General features: G+C 60.7%; 11 protein-coding genes and 2 pseudogenes. 9 read left to right on the plus strand and 4 right to left on the minus strand.

Annotation, left to right across the window (positions count from 1 at the left end):
• Positions 1 to 46 precede the first annotated feature (46 nt).
• Together AC0L3H_RS24835 and AC0L3H_RS24840 are read left to right on the plus strand one after the other, a co-directional pair.
• The gene (locus AC0L3H_RS24835) at positions 47 to 868 is read left to right on the plus strand and encodes an SDR family oxidoreductase (protein WP_473587206.1); all 822 of its coding nucleotides are present in this window, start codon (positions 47 to 49) and stop codon (positions 866 to 868) included.
• 96 nt (positions 869 to 964) lie between these two features.
• A pseudogene (locus tag AC0L3H_RS24840) lies at positions 965 to 1,939 on the plus strand (alpha/beta hydrolase).
• Between the two features lie 95 nt (positions 1,940 to 2,034).
• On the opposite strand, the gene AC0L3H_RS24845 reads toward AC0L3H_RS24840, so the two are convergent.
• A complete protein-coding gene (locus AC0L3H_RS24845) occupies positions 2,035 to 3,456 on the minus strand; it encodes a DEAD/DEAH box helicase (RefSeq protein ID WP_473587207.1) in 1,422 nt (473 codons plus the stop codon).
• Between the two features lie 507 nt (positions 3,457 to 3,963).
• Here AC0L3H_RS24845 and AC0L3H_RS24850 point away from each other — a divergent pair.
• Both AC0L3H_RS24850 and AC0L3H_RS24855 read left to right on the plus strand, forming a co-directional pair.
• Positions 3,964 to 4,250, plus strand: a pseudogene (locus AC0L3H_RS24850) (GIY-YIG nuclease family protein).
• A gap of 356 nt (positions 4,251 to 4,606) precedes the next feature.
• On the plus strand, positions 4,607 to 6,139 hold the full coding sequence (locus AC0L3H_RS24855) for an acyl-CoA carboxylase subunit beta (RefSeq protein WP_027154021.1): 1,533 nt from the start codon (positions 4,607 to 4,609) through the stop codon (positions 6,137 to 6,139).
• Between the two features lie 35 nt (positions 6,140 to 6,174).
• Here AC0L3H_RS24855 and AC0L3H_RS24860 read toward each other — a convergent pair whose 3' ends face one another.
• The gene (locus AC0L3H_RS24860) at positions 6,175 to 8,196 is read right to left on the minus strand and encodes a hypothetical protein (RefSeq protein ID WP_473587208.1); all 2,022 of its coding nucleotides are present in this window, start codon (positions 8,194 to 8,196) and stop codon (positions 6,175 to 6,177) included.
• Positions 8,193 to 9,725 carry an NAD(P)H-hydrate dehydratase gene (locus AC0L3H_RS24865; protein WP_473587209.1) on the minus strand — a complete coding sequence of 511 codons (1,533 nt, stop codon included), beginning with the start codon at positions 9,723 to 9,725 and terminating at the stop codon, positions 8,193 to 8,195. Before AC0L3H_RS24865 ends, AC0L3H_RS24860 begins: the two co-directional genes overlap by 4 nt.
• A 437-nt stretch (positions 9,726 to 10,162) precedes the next feature.
• Here AC0L3H_RS24865 and AC0L3H_RS24870 point away from each other — a divergent pair, with 437 nt between their 5' ends.
• The 4 genes from AC0L3H_RS24870 (at position 10,163) to AC0L3H_RS24885 (ending at position 14,015) form a co-directional block, all read left to right on the plus strand.
• Positions 10,163 to 10,501, plus strand: a complete 339-nt coding sequence (locus AC0L3H_RS24870; protein ID WP_006205430.1) for a P-II family nitrogen regulator — start codon at positions 10,163 to 10,165, stop codon at positions 10,499 to 10,501.
• Positions 10,502 to 10,555: 54 nt separating this feature from the next.
• Positions 10,556 to 11,965 carry a type I glutamate--ammonia ligase gene (gene glnA / locus AC0L3H_RS24875; protein ID WP_473587210.1) on the plus strand — a complete coding sequence of 470 codons (1,410 nt, stop codon included), beginning with the start codon at positions 10,556 to 10,558 and terminating at the stop codon, positions 11,963 to 11,965.
• 242 nt (positions 11,966 to 12,207) lie between these two features.
• Positions 12,208 to 13,524 carry a hypothetical protein gene (locus tag AC0L3H_RS24880; protein WP_473587211.1) on the plus strand — a complete coding sequence of 439 codons (1,317 nt, stop codon included), beginning with the start codon at positions 12,208 to 12,210 and terminating at the stop codon, positions 13,522 to 13,524.
• Between the two features lie 89 nt (positions 13,525 to 13,613).
• Entirely contained in the window at positions 13,614 to 14,015 is a 402-nt protein-coding gene (locus AC0L3H_RS24885) for a hypothetical protein (protein ID WP_473587212.1), read from the plus strand.
• Positions 14,016 to 14,191: 176 nt separating this feature from the next.
• Here AC0L3H_RS24885 and AC0L3H_RS24890 read toward each other — a convergent pair whose 3' ends face one another.
• Positions 14,192 to 14,641, minus strand: coding sequence for a hypothetical protein (locus AC0L3H_RS24890; RefSeq protein ID WP_473587213.1), 450 nt, complete (start codon positions 14,639 to 14,641; stop codon positions 14,192 to 14,194).
• Between the two features lie 333 nt (positions 14,642 to 14,974).
• On the opposite strand from AC0L3H_RS24890, the gene AC0L3H_RS24895 reads away from it, so the two are divergent.
• Positions 14,975 to 15,610 carry a thymidylate synthase gene (locus tag AC0L3H_RS24895; RefSeq protein ID WP_473587214.1) on the plus strand — a complete coding sequence of 212 codons (636 nt, stop codon included), beginning with the start codon at positions 14,975 to 14,977 and terminating at the stop codon, positions 15,608 to 15,610.
• Positions 15,611 to 15,642 lie beyond the last annotated feature (32 nt).

Consider the following 15,642-nt stretch of genomic DNA (forward strand, 5'->3'; position numbering starts at 1 on the left):
TCTTCACCGCTAGAGCACAGGCTAAGAAAAAGTCGCAGGGCATAGCATGACACTCTATCGGGCCGACCCGAAGCACGGCGTCGCCTGGATTACCGGCGGCAGCAGCGGCATCGGCCGTTCACTGGCCAAGGACCTTGCGGCGCAAGGCTATGTCGTCGCGGTGACGGCGCTCGACGACGATCCGATCGACACGCTTGTTGTCGAGACGGTGCAGATGCCGGGCCACGTCACGGCCTATCCTTGCGACGTCACCGACGAGAACCGCATGGCAAGGACGGTCGCGGCGATCGAGAAGGATCTCGGCCCGATCGTCTTGGCCGTGTTCAATGCCGGGAGCTATATTGCGACCGCCGGCGAAGACCTCACCGTCCGTGGATTTCGCCAGTCCTTCGATGTCAATTATTTCGGCATCATCCACGGCCTGGTGCCGGTCATCGAGCGCATGCGCGTCCGCGCGCGCGGCCATATCGTCCTGGTCGGTTCGGTCACTGCCTATTTCGGCTGGCCGACCACGGCCGCCTATGGCGGCACCAAGGCGGCGATCAATATCCTCGCCGAATCGCTGAAGTACGATTTCGACAAGATGAACGTCCGCATCCAGGTGATAAACCCGGGCTTCGTCGACACCCCGCTGACCGAGAAGAATTTGCTGCCGATGCCCGGGCTGATGCCGGTCAATCGCGCCTCGCGCCGCATGGCGCGCGGCATCAAGTCCGGCGGCTTCGAAGTCACCTTCCCGTGGCGCTTGAGCTGGGGCCTGAAGCTGCTCAGAATCCTGCCGAGACCGTTCTGCCGATGGGTCATCAGCACCGCGACCCGCTGGACGGCGCGTCCGCTTAATTTCGACCGAAAGCCGCCGAGCGAATAGATCGGCCATCAAAGTTGGCGATCCCGCCGCCGGCGGGACGTCGTTGCCTGTTTGCCATCGTGGCCATAGGCTGAGATTTATTGCATGGAGTCTGCGATGGGGCGACGGATCGTGCTTGCGATATTGGCTCTCGCCGTCATTCTCGTCCTTGCCTACGTCTTTGGCCCGCGCGTCCCAGCCGACATCACGATCCGCTTCGATCCTTCCGTGATCGGCGATGACCCGCAAGCCTATCTGACACGCAAAGAGGCGGCCGTACCTGATATCCACGACGGGCTGGAAAAGGAAATCATCTGGGCCAATCCGATGGTTCACGCCAGGACGCCGCTGTCGATCGTCTATATCCACGGCTTTTCGGCGTCGAAGGGCGAGGTTCGGCCGCTTCCCGACGAGGTGGCCGACCAGCTCGACGCCAATCTTTAATACACCCGTCTCACCGGCCACGGACAGGGCGGCGCCGCAATGGCGGACGGCAGCGTCAACGCCTGGATCAACGACTATGAGGAAGCGCTCGCCATCGGCCGAGCGATCGGCGACAAGGTGATCGTCATCGCCACCTCGACCGGCGGCTCGCTGGCAGCCTGGGCGGCGACGCAGCCGGGCGCATCCGACGGGGTGGCGGCAATAGCGTTCATCTCGCCGAATTTCGGCGTCAAGGCTTCCGGCGCCGAACTTCTGACCATGCCGTGGGGCCGAGAGATCGCCGAGCTGGTTGCCGGCAAGGACCGCAGCTTCGTGCCGCGCAATGCGCTGCACGAGAAATTCTGGACCTGGCGCTATCCGATCGCGGCGACGCTGCCGATGGTGGCGCTGACCGAGCTGGCCTATGGCGCGCCGGTGGAGAAGGCGACCATCCCTGCCCTCTTCATCCTTTCCGATTCGGACAGGATCGTGCGGCCGGACCGCACCCGTGACATCGCCGGGCGCTGGGGCGCGGCGCACGAACTGGTGCCGGTCGACGATACCGGCGATCGGGACAACCATGTCATTGCCGGAGACGCGCTGTCGCCAGCAACCACAGCTTTCCTCGCCCAGCGCATTGTCGTCTGGGTACAGGCGGTGGTGAAGTAGATTTCTGGCGAAAAAGGCGACCGAAGCATCGCTCCGATCGCCTTTTTCATTGTGAGCAGCCGACCCGACAGGCGCGGGCCGGATGCGCTATCTGATTACGCAGCCCGCGCTGCTGGCCGCTTGCCGCCGAAACGACGCTTGTTGTTGCCCTTGAACGCCTTGGCGCCCTCCGGCTTGCGTTCGCCGGCAAAGGCCGGCTTGTCGCCGAAGCGCTTGTTGCCGTTGTTGTGGCCGCTCGGCCGCCTGCCGTCGCGACGACCATTACGGTCGTTGGCCGGCTCGAAGCTGCGCTCGTTCTTTTCGGCAGGATTGCGCTGCGGGTCGGGACTGCCGAGATGGTCGGCAACGATTGGCAGCTTGGTGCGGATGATGCGCTCGACCTGACGCAGCTTGCTGTTCTCGGACGGGTCGCAAAGCGTGATGGCGATGCCGTCCATGCCGTTACGGCCGGTGCGGCCGATGCGGTGGACATAGCTCTCCGCCTCGTCCGGCAGGTCGAAATTCACCACATGGCTGATGCCGGGCACGTCGATGCCGCGCGCCGCGATATCGGTCGCCACAAGAATGCGCACCGAACCCTCGCGGAAATCGTTCAGCGCCTTCTGGCGGGCGTTCTGCGACTTGTTGCCGTGGATGACGGCGGCCTTGAAGCCATCGCGCTCGAGATCCTTGGTCACCCTGTCGGCGCCATGCTTGGTGCGCGAAAAGATGATGACGGACTTCATCGCCTCGTCGGCGAGCATCGTCGCCAGAACCTGGCGCTTCTGTTTGGTACGGGCAAAGACGACGCCCTGCACGATCTCGGCCGCCGCAGTGCTGTGCGGCGCCACTTCGACGCGGATCGGGTTCTTCAGCAGGCCTTTCGCCAGCTCGGCGATTTCGGCCGGCATGGTCGCCGAGAACAGCACCGTCTGACGGTCCGGCGCGGTCGCCCTGGCGATGCGCTTGACGTCGTTGATGAAGCCCATGTCGAGCATGCGGTCGCCTTCGTCGAGCACCAGCCATTTGGTGTCGGCAAGCACGAGGTCGCCCTCACGCACCAGATCGGTCAGCCTGCCGGGCGTGGCAATCAAAATGTCGACGCCGGGAGCGATCTTCTTCACCTGGCTGAAGCGCGAGACGCCGCCAAGCACGAGTGCTGTCGAGACATGCGCGCCCTTGGCGAGGAGCTTGATCATCTCTTCGATCTGCACGGCGAGTTCACGCGTCGGTGCCAGGATCAGCGCACGAGCGGTCTTCGGCCGGCGCTTGGTGCCGAGAGCGATGATCTTCGAAAGGATCGGCAGCGCGAACGCCGCGGTCTTGCCCGAACCAGTCTGGGCGATGCCGAAAATGTCACGGCCTTCCAGCTGCGGCGGGATCGCCTGGGCCTGGATCGGCTTCGGATCGGTGAAGCCTGCGCCATGGGTGGCCTTGAGCAGCGCGCCCGTAATTCCAAGCGCTGCGAATCCCGAAAGCTCGCCAGTGTTCTTACCGGTCAGATTGTCGTTACCGGTCAAAGTGTTTTCGTTGTTCAAAATATTCTTCTTTCACGCGGCTCCTGGCCGCAAACATCAATGGCGGCAGGGCGCAACCTGCCGTCGAAAAACTGTCATGAAACGACAAGGCGGGCGGACGTTATCGTCCGCACGGCTGCGCTGTCGTGCCCGCAGGCATCATGCCACGGGGCTTTTTCGCCGCCTTGCCGATGTGCCGGAAAGAGGGAAAACAGACGCAACCAGTCTCATTCGTCGAGAAGGCCGGATAGGTCCCGGCCCAAGCGCCTATGCCGCCGCATATGGCCCAGTTCGCCGCGAAATGCAAGGGCCGTCATGTTGCAGCGCAGCAAAAACAGTCACGACGGGCAGCCGTGAAGGCCTGCTCAAACTTCTCGGCCATTCTACTACACCTTCGTCATCCTAGGGCGAAGCAAGGAGCGAAGCGACGCGGCGCAGACCCTAGGATCCATGCCGTTACCCAGGCCGAAAAATGCAGCGGACCAGAATGGCGCTTGCGTCCGCAACGGTGCCAGCTAACCTTCTACCATGACCGGCTATGCCTATATGACCGCGAGCCAAAAGCGTGGCACGATCTACATCGGCGTCACCAACGACCTAGGCCGCCGCATGCCGGAGCATAAATCCGGCCAACGCTCGCGCTTCACCAGCCGCTACGGCGCGCAGCGTCTGGTCTGGTACGAGGAGCACTTCGATATTCGAGCGCCATCCAGCCGGAGAAGTCGCTGAAGCGCTGGCCGCGCCAGTGGAAGATCGAGCTAATCGAGAAGGCCAATCCGGAGTGGTTCGAGCTTTTTCGCGGAACCGGGTGGTAGCGTTCGGTTCAGAGCCGCTGCATTCTCGGCTGATGTCACGGAATGGATCCTAGGGTCTGCGCCGCGTCGCTTCGCTCCTTGCTCCGCCCTAGGATGACGAAGTGGGGAATGCTTCGGCTAATCTCAAACGTTTCCACTGACATCGGCCCATTTGCGGTGGACGCTGCCCCAGCAAGCGAAGCGAGAGCGGTTGGTAAGCCGCACCTAACAGACGGCCAGCTATGCCCGCCAGCGTATCGAGATCGGCGGCGAAAGCACGCCAGCGTTGCGAAAACAAAGCAGGCCGAAAAGCGGCGCTTGCGCTCGCTTACCGCCACGATTACCACAAATCAGCTTTCCGTTTTGGGGACCGAGCGATGAAGGACGTGCTGAAGGAACTCGAGCGCCGCCGCGCCATGGCGCGCATGGGCGGCGGCAAGGCCCGTATCGACGCTCAGCACAAGAAGGGCAAACTCACCGCGCGCGAACGCATCGACGTCTTTCTCGACGAAGGCTCGTTCGAGGAGTTCGACATGTATGTCGAGCATCGCTCGACCGATTTCGGCATGGAGAAGACCAAGATCGCCGGCGACGGCGTCGTCACCGGTTGGGGCACCGTCAATGGCCGGCCGGTCTATGTCTTTGCCAAGGACTTTACCGTGTTCGGCGGCTCGCTGTCCGAGGCCCACGCCGAAAAGGTGGTCAAGGTGCAGGAGATGGCGCTGCGCAACCGCGCGCCGATCATCGGCCTCTACGACGCCGGCGGCGCCCGCATCCAGGAAGGCGTGGCAGCACTTGGCGGCTATGCCGAGATATTTCAGCGCAATGTGCTCGCCTCCGGCGTCATCCCGCAGATTTCAGTGATCATGGGCCCTTGCGCCGGCGGCGACGTCTATTCGCCGGCGATGACCGACTTCATCTTCATGGTGCGCGGCACCTCCTACATGTTCGTCACCGGGCCGGACGTGGTGAAGACCGTCACCAACGAGACGGTAACCGCCGAGAGCCTCGGCGGCGCCTTGGTCCACACGACGAAGTCGTCGATCGCCGATGGCGCTTACGACAATGACGTCGAGGCGCTGCTGCAGATGCGCCGGCTGGTCGATCTGCTGCCTGCCTCCAACACGGCTGAAATCCCCGAGATCGAATGTTATCAGTCGGTCACCGATCATGATCTGTCGCTCGACCGACTGATCCCCGACAATGCCAACAAACCTTACGACATCAAGGAGTTGATCCTTAAAGTTGCCGATGAGGGTGACTTCTTCGAGATCCAGCAGGATTTTGCAAAAAACATCGTAACCGGCTTCGGGCGCGTCGAAGGGCGCACGGTCGGCTTCGTCGCCAACCAGCCGATGGTGCTGGCCGGCGTGCTCGATTCGGACGCCAGCCGCAAGGCGGCGCGGTTCGTACGCTTCTGCGACTGTTTTTCGATTCCGATCGTCACCTTCGTCGACGTTCCAGGCTTTTTGCCCGGCACCGCGCAGGAATATGGCGGGCTGATCAAGCACGGCGCCAAGCTCTTGTTCGCCTATGCCGAAGCGACCGTCCCGAAGATCACCGTGATCACCCGAAAAGCCTATGGCGGCGCTTATGACGTGATGGCGTCGAAGCATCTGCGCGGCGACATGAACTATGCCTGGCCGACGGCGCAGATCGCAGTGATGGGCGCCAGGGGCGCGGTCGAGATCATCTATCGCAAGGACATCGGCGATGCGGAGAAGATCGCAGCACATACAAAGGCTTACGAGGATCGCTTCCTGTCGCCCTTCGTCGCCGCCGAGCGCGGCTATGTCGACGAGGTGATCATGCCGCATTCGACCCGCCGCCGCATTGCGCGTGCGCTGCGCATGCTGCGCAACAAGGATATGCAAAACCCCTGGAAGAAGCACGACAACATTCCGTTGTGAGGCGCTGATGTCGCGAAAGCGACCACAGCAAAAGCTCACTCCGCTTCCGCGGCGCCGAACCCTGCGCCCATCGTCGCGCGGACGGCGCCCGACCACGGCGTGGCATGATTGTCGATGCGCATCTGGAAGATAAAATAGGTCGGCGAGCAGAAGCCGACACCTTTCACCTTGCCGATACCAGGCGTGTCGGGCGGCAGCGATTGGCACATGTAATCTTCGCGGCAGAAATGATCGGCCGAGCAAGCCGGCCGGTTGCCGCGATTGACGGCGCCGCCCAGGCACTGGTCGAAATTATTGGTCGCCACGCAGATGTCGAACTTTTTGCCGCCGACCAGCCCGCAGATCTCGTTCGGCATCGGCTTGCCCGGCTTGAAGCCGGCAAAGGCACGGTCCTTGTCATTGCATCCGCGATAGGCGATGCCGGCCGGCACACCGATCTTCGGCGGCCGGCAGGTGTAGGCGGTGCGCGAAATGTCGGTGACGAAGGCCGCGAACTGGCCGGTAATGCTGTAGCGGTCATTGAAAGGCTGCGTGCCGTTGCTGGCGATCGAGCCGGTCAGGCATGGATGGCCGGAGAACATCTTTTCGCTGTCCTTGGGCAGCAGGCATTGCGCCAGTTTCGTCCGCACCCCCGATGCCGTCGCCAGCGCCGTGCAGACGGTGCCGCCGCCGCATTGCCAGATCGTGCCGAAGCGGGCCGCATCCGCCGGCATCAAACACGGCATCGCCATCTCGGCCGGTGCGTAAGCGACCTCGCCGGCGTCTTTCCATGCGGCCGGCGGCGCGAAGGACAGCGGGCGGAGGCGGTTCGGCTCCTTGCCGTCGGCGGTCGCACGCAGCCAGGCTTCGCGCCGCGGCATCTCGGCATGGAGATGCGGCGAGATGCCGACCTCGATGCGGTTCAGCGGCGATGTCGTCTTGTCGTCGAGGCCGATGAAATGGAAACCGGCGGTCGAACCAGCCTGATGGCAACCCTGGCAGGCGCCATTGTCGAGCCGCTCGACCAGCGCTTCCGGCGTGCGCAGCAGCTTCAGCCCGGAATAGTCCAGCCCGGAAAAATCCGCGGGCTGGAACAGCGGCGTGAACGGGTGATTGGCCTGCCTCGCGCTGCCGAAAGTCGACCATGAGACGACTTTCTTCGCCAGGAATTCATTGGGGATTTCGTAGACGCCGAGATCGACCGCCGCGAGATTGGCGCTGAGATAGTCGGCGAGTTTTGCTTTCAGCGCGGCGTCTTCCGAGAGCAGCGCCACATCCGGCGTGTTTTCCAGCGGCTTTTCGCTGACCGTCTCTCCATCGATGCCAAAAATCCGCAGGAGGTAGGCAGCCTGCCCGCCAAATTCGGTCTCCTGGCCGGAGGGAAAGCGCACCATCTGGGCGTTGAGCTCGAGCTGCTTGAAGCTCAGTCCGGCCTTTTCAAGCGGCCCGCCGATGAGCCAGCCGATGTCGACGGTCTCATCGAGCTGCGGCGTCCAGCGTCCGGCAACGCCGACGCAGCCGCCATCGGCGTCCGGCGCGACGCCATAGATGGCATTGAAATTGAACGGCAGGCGCGAGGCCAGAACCTTGCCGTTTTTCTTGAAGCTGTAGGCAAGGCGGTAGATGAAACGGACCTCGCCGCAACCCCCGTCGCCTCGTATCTCGGCGAAATCACGCCGATCGAGCCGGTTGACGACACCGACCAGCCGAAAGCGCGCGGCGTCGGTCTTCAGCCAGCGCATGTCTATGATGCGGCCGACATTGCCGTCGGTGACTTCGTAGAGCGGCCGCCCGCCAGCCTTCATCTCGGCGCGCAGCGCGGCGACATCGCTGGCAATCGTTTCGACGATCTGATGATAGGCCGGCGCCTTGTCATAGAGCGTCTTCAGGTCGCCCTTGCCGTCGACATCGAAAATGCCGTCGACATCGAAAATGCCGGCGAAATCAAAACCCCTGGCGTCGAGTGCGGCGAGCACAGCCGGATCGTCGACGATCATCACCGGACCTTCGGCGCGCGCCAGGCTGGCCAAGAAAAAATTGGCGAAAATCACAGCGATCAAGGCGAGCCGACGGTTCATTCAGCGGTCATCCCGTTGCGATTTTCAGCAAGCTCGCGCAGCACCGGCACCAGCGCCAGCGGCAAGTCTTCAGCGATCAGCCCAGGTCCGAAACGGCTGCCGGCCTCAGCATGAATCCAGACCGCCGCGCAGGCGGCTTCGAAAGCCGGCATGCCTTGCGCCAGAAAGCCGGCGATGATGCCCGACAGCACGTCGCCCGAACCGGCGGTGGCCAGACATGGCGCGCCGTTGCCGTTGATCGCCGCCCTGCCGTCGGGCGCCGCGATCACCGTGTCCGCGCCCTTGTAGACGACGATGGCGCCGGCGCGCGCGGCGGCAGTGCGCGCCTTGGCCAGCTTGGACAGGTTCCTGGCTGCGGCGATGTCCGCAAACAGCCTGGCGAATTCGCCCTCATGCGGCGTCAGCACCAGCGCCGGTGCGTTCGGGCGACGGGCGGCTTCGAACAGAACGTTGGGCGCATCGCGAAACGAAGTGATGCCATCGGCATCGAGCACCAGCCCGTCGACCCTGCCGTCCTGCCGGTCTCCGGCGGCCAGCACGCCGAGGGCAAAATCGCGGGTCTTTTCGCCGACGCCAAATCCGGGTCCGAGGACAAACGCCGATGGCCGGCGGCCGTCGATGAATTCCTGCACGTCCGCGATGCTGTCGGCCTTTTTCAGCATGATCGAAGTCAGATGCGCGGCGTTCACCTGCATGGCGTTCGCCGGCGACAGCACGGTCACCGCCCCTGCCCCGCTTCTGGCTGCGGCAAGCGCCGACAGCCGTGCGGCACCCGTCGCCGATGGCCCGCCGGAAAAGACGCCGACATGGCCGCGCCTGTATTTATGCGCGTCGACGGCTGGGATCGGGAAATTCTCGAGCCAAAGCTGCGGGATGTTCTCGAAGGTGAGCGGTTCAAGCTGCGCAACGATATCGTCGCTAATGCCGATGTCGGCAAGCACCAGTTCGCCGCACATCCCGCGCCCCGGCAACAGCAGATGGCCGGGCTTTTTTCGCGCGAATGTTACCGTGAATTGGGCGCGGAATGCCTGGCCGAGAATCTGGCCGCTGTCGCCTGACACGCCTGAGGGCAGATCGACCGCGACGACAGGCAGGTTCAGTTCTGTCGCAACCTCGACCGCCCTGGCGGCATCGCCGGACAGCGGCTTGGACAGCCCCGCCCCATAAAGCGCATCGACCAGGATCGAACCTTTATCGGCAGCAAATTCCGACAGCGGCCGGGGCCTTACTGGGCATTCCGACGCGGCGAGCGCCGCGTCGCTGCCGGCTTTGGGCGAGCCGGATGCCCACAGCAAGACGTCGACGGCGCTGTCCCTTAGAATGCGGGCGACGACATAGCCATCGCCGCCATTGTTGCCAGGCCCGCACAGCACGTGGACGCGCCTGGCAGCCGGAAAATGGGCGAGCACCACCGCAGCGACTGCGCCACCTGCATTGCGCATCAGGCCAATGCCGTCGAATGGTCCGGCGGAAATCGTCAACCGGTCGGCCTCAGCCATTTCGGCCGGAGACAGAATTTCATTGCTCATGGATGCCGATCCGCATTGGCTCAAGCCCGATCCCTGTGGTCAAACCCGATCCTTGTGGTCAAACCCCGATCCTTGTGGTCAAACCCCGATCCCTGGAGTCAAACATTGTCCAGTTTTCGGTTCGAAGCAAACGGCGATGAAATGGCACGATCTATAAGCACATCGTTAGGGACAATGGCGTCCTCGAAGCACAATTGCCCGCGAAATGCTCTATCTGCCCAATTATTGTGCGGACGGTAGCGCCGACAATGTGTAGGTTCCCAGTATCCATGACGCAGCCAATGCAGCGAATGACGCGAATTTAGCCCTCAACGCGGCATGGCATCGAAATCGCGTGATACCGCTTCGAATCCCCTCAAATTGGCACAGTTCGTGCTTGAAAGAGGCGCAAGCGGGGCTCACAACCCGTCTTTTTTGACAGTGGAGGCCACTTTTACATGAAAAAGATCGAAGCGATCATCAAGCCGTTCAAGCTAGACGAAGTGAAGGAAGCGCTTCAGGAGGCCGGGCTGCAAGGCATTACCGTTACGGAGGCCAAGGGTTTTGGCCGCCAGAAGGGCCATACCGAACTCTATCGCGGCGCCGAATACGTCGTGGATTTTCTGCCCAAGGTGAAGATCGAGGTCGTGCTCGGCGACGACGCGGTCGAAGGCGCCATCGAAGCCATTCGCAAGGCGGCCCAGACCGGCCGCATCGGCGACGGCAAGATCTTCGTCTCCAACATCGAGGAAGTCGTGCGCATCCGCACCGGCGAAACAGGGATGGACGCGGTCTGAGGATTCTGATTTCAGATCATCTCCTCGAAACGTCATCAGACAGGGAAACATGACATGACGACAGCCAATGACATCATGAAGCAGATCAAGGACAACGACGTGAAATTCGTTGACCTGCGCTTCACAGATCCGAAGGGCAAGCTGCAGCACGTGACGATGGATGTCGTTGAGGTCGAGGAAGACATGTTTGCCGACGGCGTCATGTTCGACGGGTCCTCCATCGCCGGCTGGAAGGCGATCAACGAGTCCGACATGGTGCTGATGCCCGACACCGAGACGGTGCATATGGACCCGTTCTTCGCGCAGTCGACCATGGTCATCCTGTGCGATATCCTCGATCCGATCTCCGGAGAATCCTACAACCGCGACCCGCGCGGCACCGCCAAGAAGGCTGAAGCCTATATGAAGGCGGAAGGCATCGGCGATCAGATCTTCGTCGGCCCGGAAGCCGAGTTCTTCGTGTTCGACGACGTCAAGTACAAGGCCGATCCGTACAACACCGGCTTCAAGCTCGACTCCACCGAATTGCCGTCCAACGACGACACCGACTACGAGACCGGCAATCTCGGCCACCGCCCGCGCATCAAGGGCGGCTATTTCCCGGTGCCGCCGATCGACTCGGCGCAGGACATGCGCTCCGAAATGCTGACCGTGCTCGCCGAAATGGGCGTGCGTGTCGAAAAGCACCACCACGAAGTCGCCGCTGCCCAGCACGAGCTCGGCATCAAGTTCGACACGCTGGTCCGCAACGCCGACAAGATGCTGATCTACAAGTATGTCGTGCACCAGGTCGCCAACGCCTACGGCAAGACGGCCACCTTCATGCCGAAGCCGGTCTTCGGCGACAACGGCTCGGGCATGCACGTCCACCAGTCGATCTGGAAGGGCGGCAAGCCGACCTTCGCCGGCAATGAATATGCCGGCCTCTCGGAAAGCTGCCTGTTCTACATCGGCGGCATCATCAAGCACGCCAAGGCGATCAACGCCTTCACCAATCCGCTGACCAATTCCTACAAGCGCCTGGTGCCGGGCTATGAAGCGCCGGTGCTGCTCGCCTATTCGGCCCGCAACCGCTCTGCCTCCTGCCGCATTCCATTCGGCTCGTCGCCGAAGTCCAAGCGTGTCGAGGTCCGCTTCCCCGATCCGGGCGCAAACCCCTACCTCGCCTTTGCCGCCATGCTGATGGCCGGGCTCGACGGCATCAAGAACAAGATCCATCCGGGACAGCCGATGGACAAGGATCTCTACGACCTGCCGCCGAAGGAACTGAAGAAGATCCCGACCGTCTGCGGCTCGCTGCGCGAAGCGCTGCAGAGCCTCGACAAGGACCGCGGCTTCCTGAAGGCCGGCGGCGTCTTCGACGACGACCAGATCGACAGCTATATCGAGCTCAAGATGGCCGAAGTGATGCGCTTCGAAATGACCCCGCATCCGGTCGAATACGACATGTATTATTCGGTCTGACCGGACGAGGATCAAAGAGAAACCCCGGCGGAGACGCCGGGGTTTCTCCTTGATCAAGGAGCTGATGTCGTCATCTCCAAGCGTCACATGCGTCATGACCCTGGATAACGCCGGGTGCCCGGCATTGTCCCAAAGCATCCCTCGCGACAAATATGAGAGCATCGCGCGCGATGTCATAGCAAGGAAGTCGCTCGGAACAGTTAGTCACCGCCATGCTATTCCCACGCCGAAGAATCATATCGATGCTCCGCGAGCTTGGGCCGAAACTGCCGGCAGGCGAATGCAAAAAATTGGCGGAGAGACTCGATCACGGCAATGTGGACACGGCCATTGCCGCAACGTGGGAACTCGCCGTTCTTTGGGCCACTGAGACGACCTTAAATGCCACTCCCCATCCAATTCGTGCCAAACGTCAAAAGCAGCCGGACGGCGAGGTGGACCTGGGACTCGATCGGCCCATTATGTTCGATGTCAAATCGCTATCCGGCGTTACGTTCTCTTTCAAGAAACGCTTGGATAAGACCACACAGAAGATCGAGGATTTGGCCCGGACGATTGCACCGGCGCTAAGCGGTACCGTTAATGTGCGCTACTTCGAATGGAGCACGACAGAATTTATCCCACGTCAGCCAGCAACGACAGACGATCCGACCACGAGCGTATCTTTCCGAAAAAAGCTCACAAGCTTTCTCCTCGACAGTTCCGTCGAAAAGCTGACGATCCAAGTTCCAGAAGTAATCAGCGCACAATTCGAGAAACGTAACTGGAACCGCCCCTATTTTGATTGGACTTGCTCTATTCCGACTATCCTTCAAACGATCGAAAACAATCAGAGCGTCGATTTGATAGAGCGTGGCGGTAAGCAACTGAACCCATATCAAACGTCGCATTACATAGGGATGATTTTGTGTGACGGTGGAAATTCGATGTTCTCTGAACCCCGCCGATATAGAGGACTTGAACCGTGTGCGGCCGAAATGTTTCACTACGTTGTAGAGGAATCCGGCGTAGACTTTGTGTTTGCGCTCGGCTGTAAAGATGTGCCTGCGCCGAACTCGGCAGGTTTGATAGCTCTCACAGCCAACGCAAACCACGTCCCCGCCACGTCGGTTGAACCTTTTATTCGCGCGGGTCTCCCCTTTGATGTCGAGACTGCAATCGTCACCGGCTTTGCGCGGGCGTTGGACCAGATACCGCCGACGTTCCGAAAACCCCATTCGGTGCGATCGATAATGGAGCAGGACCGGCGATGGCAGAAGACATGGACGCCTCGACTGAACATAAAATGGTTTTCACATAACGGAGTCACGGGGATGAAACTGCCTGCCCGCACGTTGGTCGAACTACTCACCGGGGACATCACTGAGACCGATCGAATCGCGTTACTCAGAGACGGAATGAGAGACGAACTTTCGACCGGGGGACGCTGCATTCGTGACGTGCGCTTGGAAAGCCAAGGTGACGAGTTCGATGACGACTATATCGTGATCGAATTCGGTGACGATCCGACGCAGCGTTCTTTCGAGGACATCGCCAAAGAAATTGCGAACAAGGGCTGATCGCCTAGAATCTTTGGGGCCTACTAAGTGGCCTGGCGCCTTGCGGGGCAGTGGACGACATAGCATCCCGGACCGAAGGGGATACCAGCATGACCAAGAACGAAATCTGGAGCCGAGTGCAAATCGAGCGCGATGTGCGGTGGTGCGGCCGCCTGTCGCCCCAGGAAGTCCACGAGCTGACACTGGAACTCAAACACTCACGTAACCCCGTGGTGAAGCTGTCTCAGCTCATTAGCGAGCGTGGCCGCGTCAGGCGCGAAGGACTTAAAAAAGACATCGCACATGACGCGAGGATCATCCGCAATCCGAACATTTGGGAACTTCCGCACTTCGGCCTCATCACTCAGCCTTGGGTGACAGAGCTGTTCGGCAAGCAGTTTGCCAAAATCTTTCCCGACGCGCCGCTCACAGTCCGGGACAAGTCGAATGGCGAGGCCGACACAACTTTCGCCAGCGCCGAAGAGTTGCTGCAAACCTGGCGTCTGGACTAAGACGGATCGCGTGCAGGCGAGAACATCCCGGTATGTGCCACGCTGCCACGGGCGATCGCAGGGCAATGCAATCATGCCGATAGGTGCGATCCTTCCTCGGCATCGCCGTCAACTGCCGACGCGCGAGACATACGGGACTTTGCCGGATCGTGGTAGGTCCGGACGATGCCGTGAGCCTATTCGTGCGTGGTCCTGCCCATGGGGAATGCTCTACTTGAGGCCCAGCAACTCCCTGTTCCGCTCGTGCTGAAGTCGGACATCCCGTAGCGTTTTTCCGCCCTCCATGCATGCTTTCGTAAGGGGGTCACTTTCCAAATGACCTTGTTGGCGTTGCGGAGGCCCCTAGCATCCAGATCCTTCAACGCGCCTCCGAAGATTTCCTCGAAAGGAAGTCCGCTACCGGAGGCGGCGACAGAGACATGTGTGATTTTCTCGCCGTAGAATGTCAGAGTGATCCGGTCGCTGTCTCCGAGATGGTTCCGCGCATAAATTTCGAACAGAGGGACGCTGTCGGTGGGGCATTTCATCTCCACGTCCAGGTACTTCTCCTTCGATCTCTGCTGCGCTGATGCCGAGAGCGTACACGCCGTTGCAAGCGCCGCTCCAATGAAAACGACTTTCGTCAAATCCCCCTCCATACTTCGGAATTTAGCCAGGGATAGCCGGCTGCGGCGGATGGTGTCACCTGTCCCTGGTTGGTGGCGGTTGCGCTGAAGAAACACATCTTCGGAGTTGCTGGCATCCTATCTGACAAAAGGTTTGGTATTATTGGATTTGATCTACTCGCATTCTGCGAGGTGACTGCTTGTAGCTCTTCAACTCCCATTCTGAGAGGTGGTGCGCGCTTTGCGTTCGCGTGGACGCTCGGAATTTGGAAGTCGCAATCAAAGCAGCGGAAGTTGTAACGATCATCCGCCTCCATATGGGCAAACTCAGAAGCAGCCCGCTATAAAGAACCCATGAACATTCGCGGTGATTCGCTAGATGATCTGCTGAGGTCGGTGTACCGCAGAATTGTGCGCGATGGCTTGAATATCAGCCCTCGCAAAGGCGACGCACGCGAAATCATCGGCGCAAAGTTGACCCTAACAAATCCACGCGCAAGATTCAGCAGAGCAGAGTCCCGCTCTATACTCTTTAGTTGCTTGGGGGAATTTGTGTGGATTCTCTCCGGGTCAGATTCTTTGTCACAGATAGCCTATTACATTTCGCGGTACCGTGAGCTTTCCAACGACGGTCTTATATTGCGTGGAGCCTACGGACCTCGCATCTTCGCGGGCGGTGGTAACTCGCAATTCGACCAGATTGCCCGTGCCCTTTCTCGAAACACTGACTCGCGGCAGAACGTTATACAAATTTTCGATCCCGAAGACTTGGTCGACGACAACTTGGACGTGCCTTGTACCTGTAGCATGCAGTTCTTCAAACGACAGAACCGGCTGCACATGATGGTTAGCATGCGCTCGAATGATGCATTCATCGGCATGCCTCATGACATCTTCTGTTTCACGATGTTGCAAGAGATTATGGCTCGCAGAACAGGATGCGAACTAGAGCGCGTCCTGTTTAATCTGGGTCGTATCCAGCTGCCTTGAAGTAGTTGGCGCATTCGGCTGGGGTGAAGCGT

It is taken from the genome of Mesorhizobium sp. WSM4816 (assembly GCF_055811535.1).

Coding starts and splice junctions, on each gene's coding strand:
- AC0L3H_RS24835 (WP_473587206.1), top strand. CDS start 47: ATGACACTCTATCGGGCCGACCCGAAGCACGGCGTCGCCTGGATTACC.
- AC0L3H_RS24855 (WP_027154021.1), top strand. CDS start 4,607: ATGAAGGACGTGCTGAAGGAACTCGAGCGCCGCCGCGCCATGGCGCGC.
- AC0L3H_RS24860 (WP_473587208.1), bottom strand. CDS start 8,196: ATGAACCGTCGGCTCGCCTTGATCGCTGTGATTTTCGCCAATTTTTTC.
- AC0L3H_RS24865 (WP_473587209.1), bottom strand. CDS start 9,725: ATGAGCAATGAAATTCTGTCTCCGGCCGAAATGGCTGAGGCCGACCGG.
- AC0L3H_RS24870 (WP_006205430.1), top strand. CDS start 10,163: ATGAAAAAGATCGAAGCGATCATCAAGCCGTTCAAGCTAGACGAAGTG.
- glnA (WP_473587210.1), top strand. CDS start 10,556: ATGACGACAGCCAATGACATCATGAAGCAGATCAAGGACAACGACGTG.
- AC0L3H_RS24880 (WP_473587211.1), top strand. CDS start 12,208: ATGCTCCGCGAGCTTGGGCCGAAACTGCCGGCAGGCGAATGCAAAAAA.
- AC0L3H_RS24885 (WP_473587212.1), top strand. CDS start 13,614: ATGACCAAGAACGAAATCTGGAGCCGAGTGCAAATCGAGCGCGATGTG.
- AC0L3H_RS24895 (WP_473587214.1), top strand. CDS start 14,975: ATGAACATTCGCGGTGATTCGCTAGATGATCTGCTGAGGTCGGTGTAC.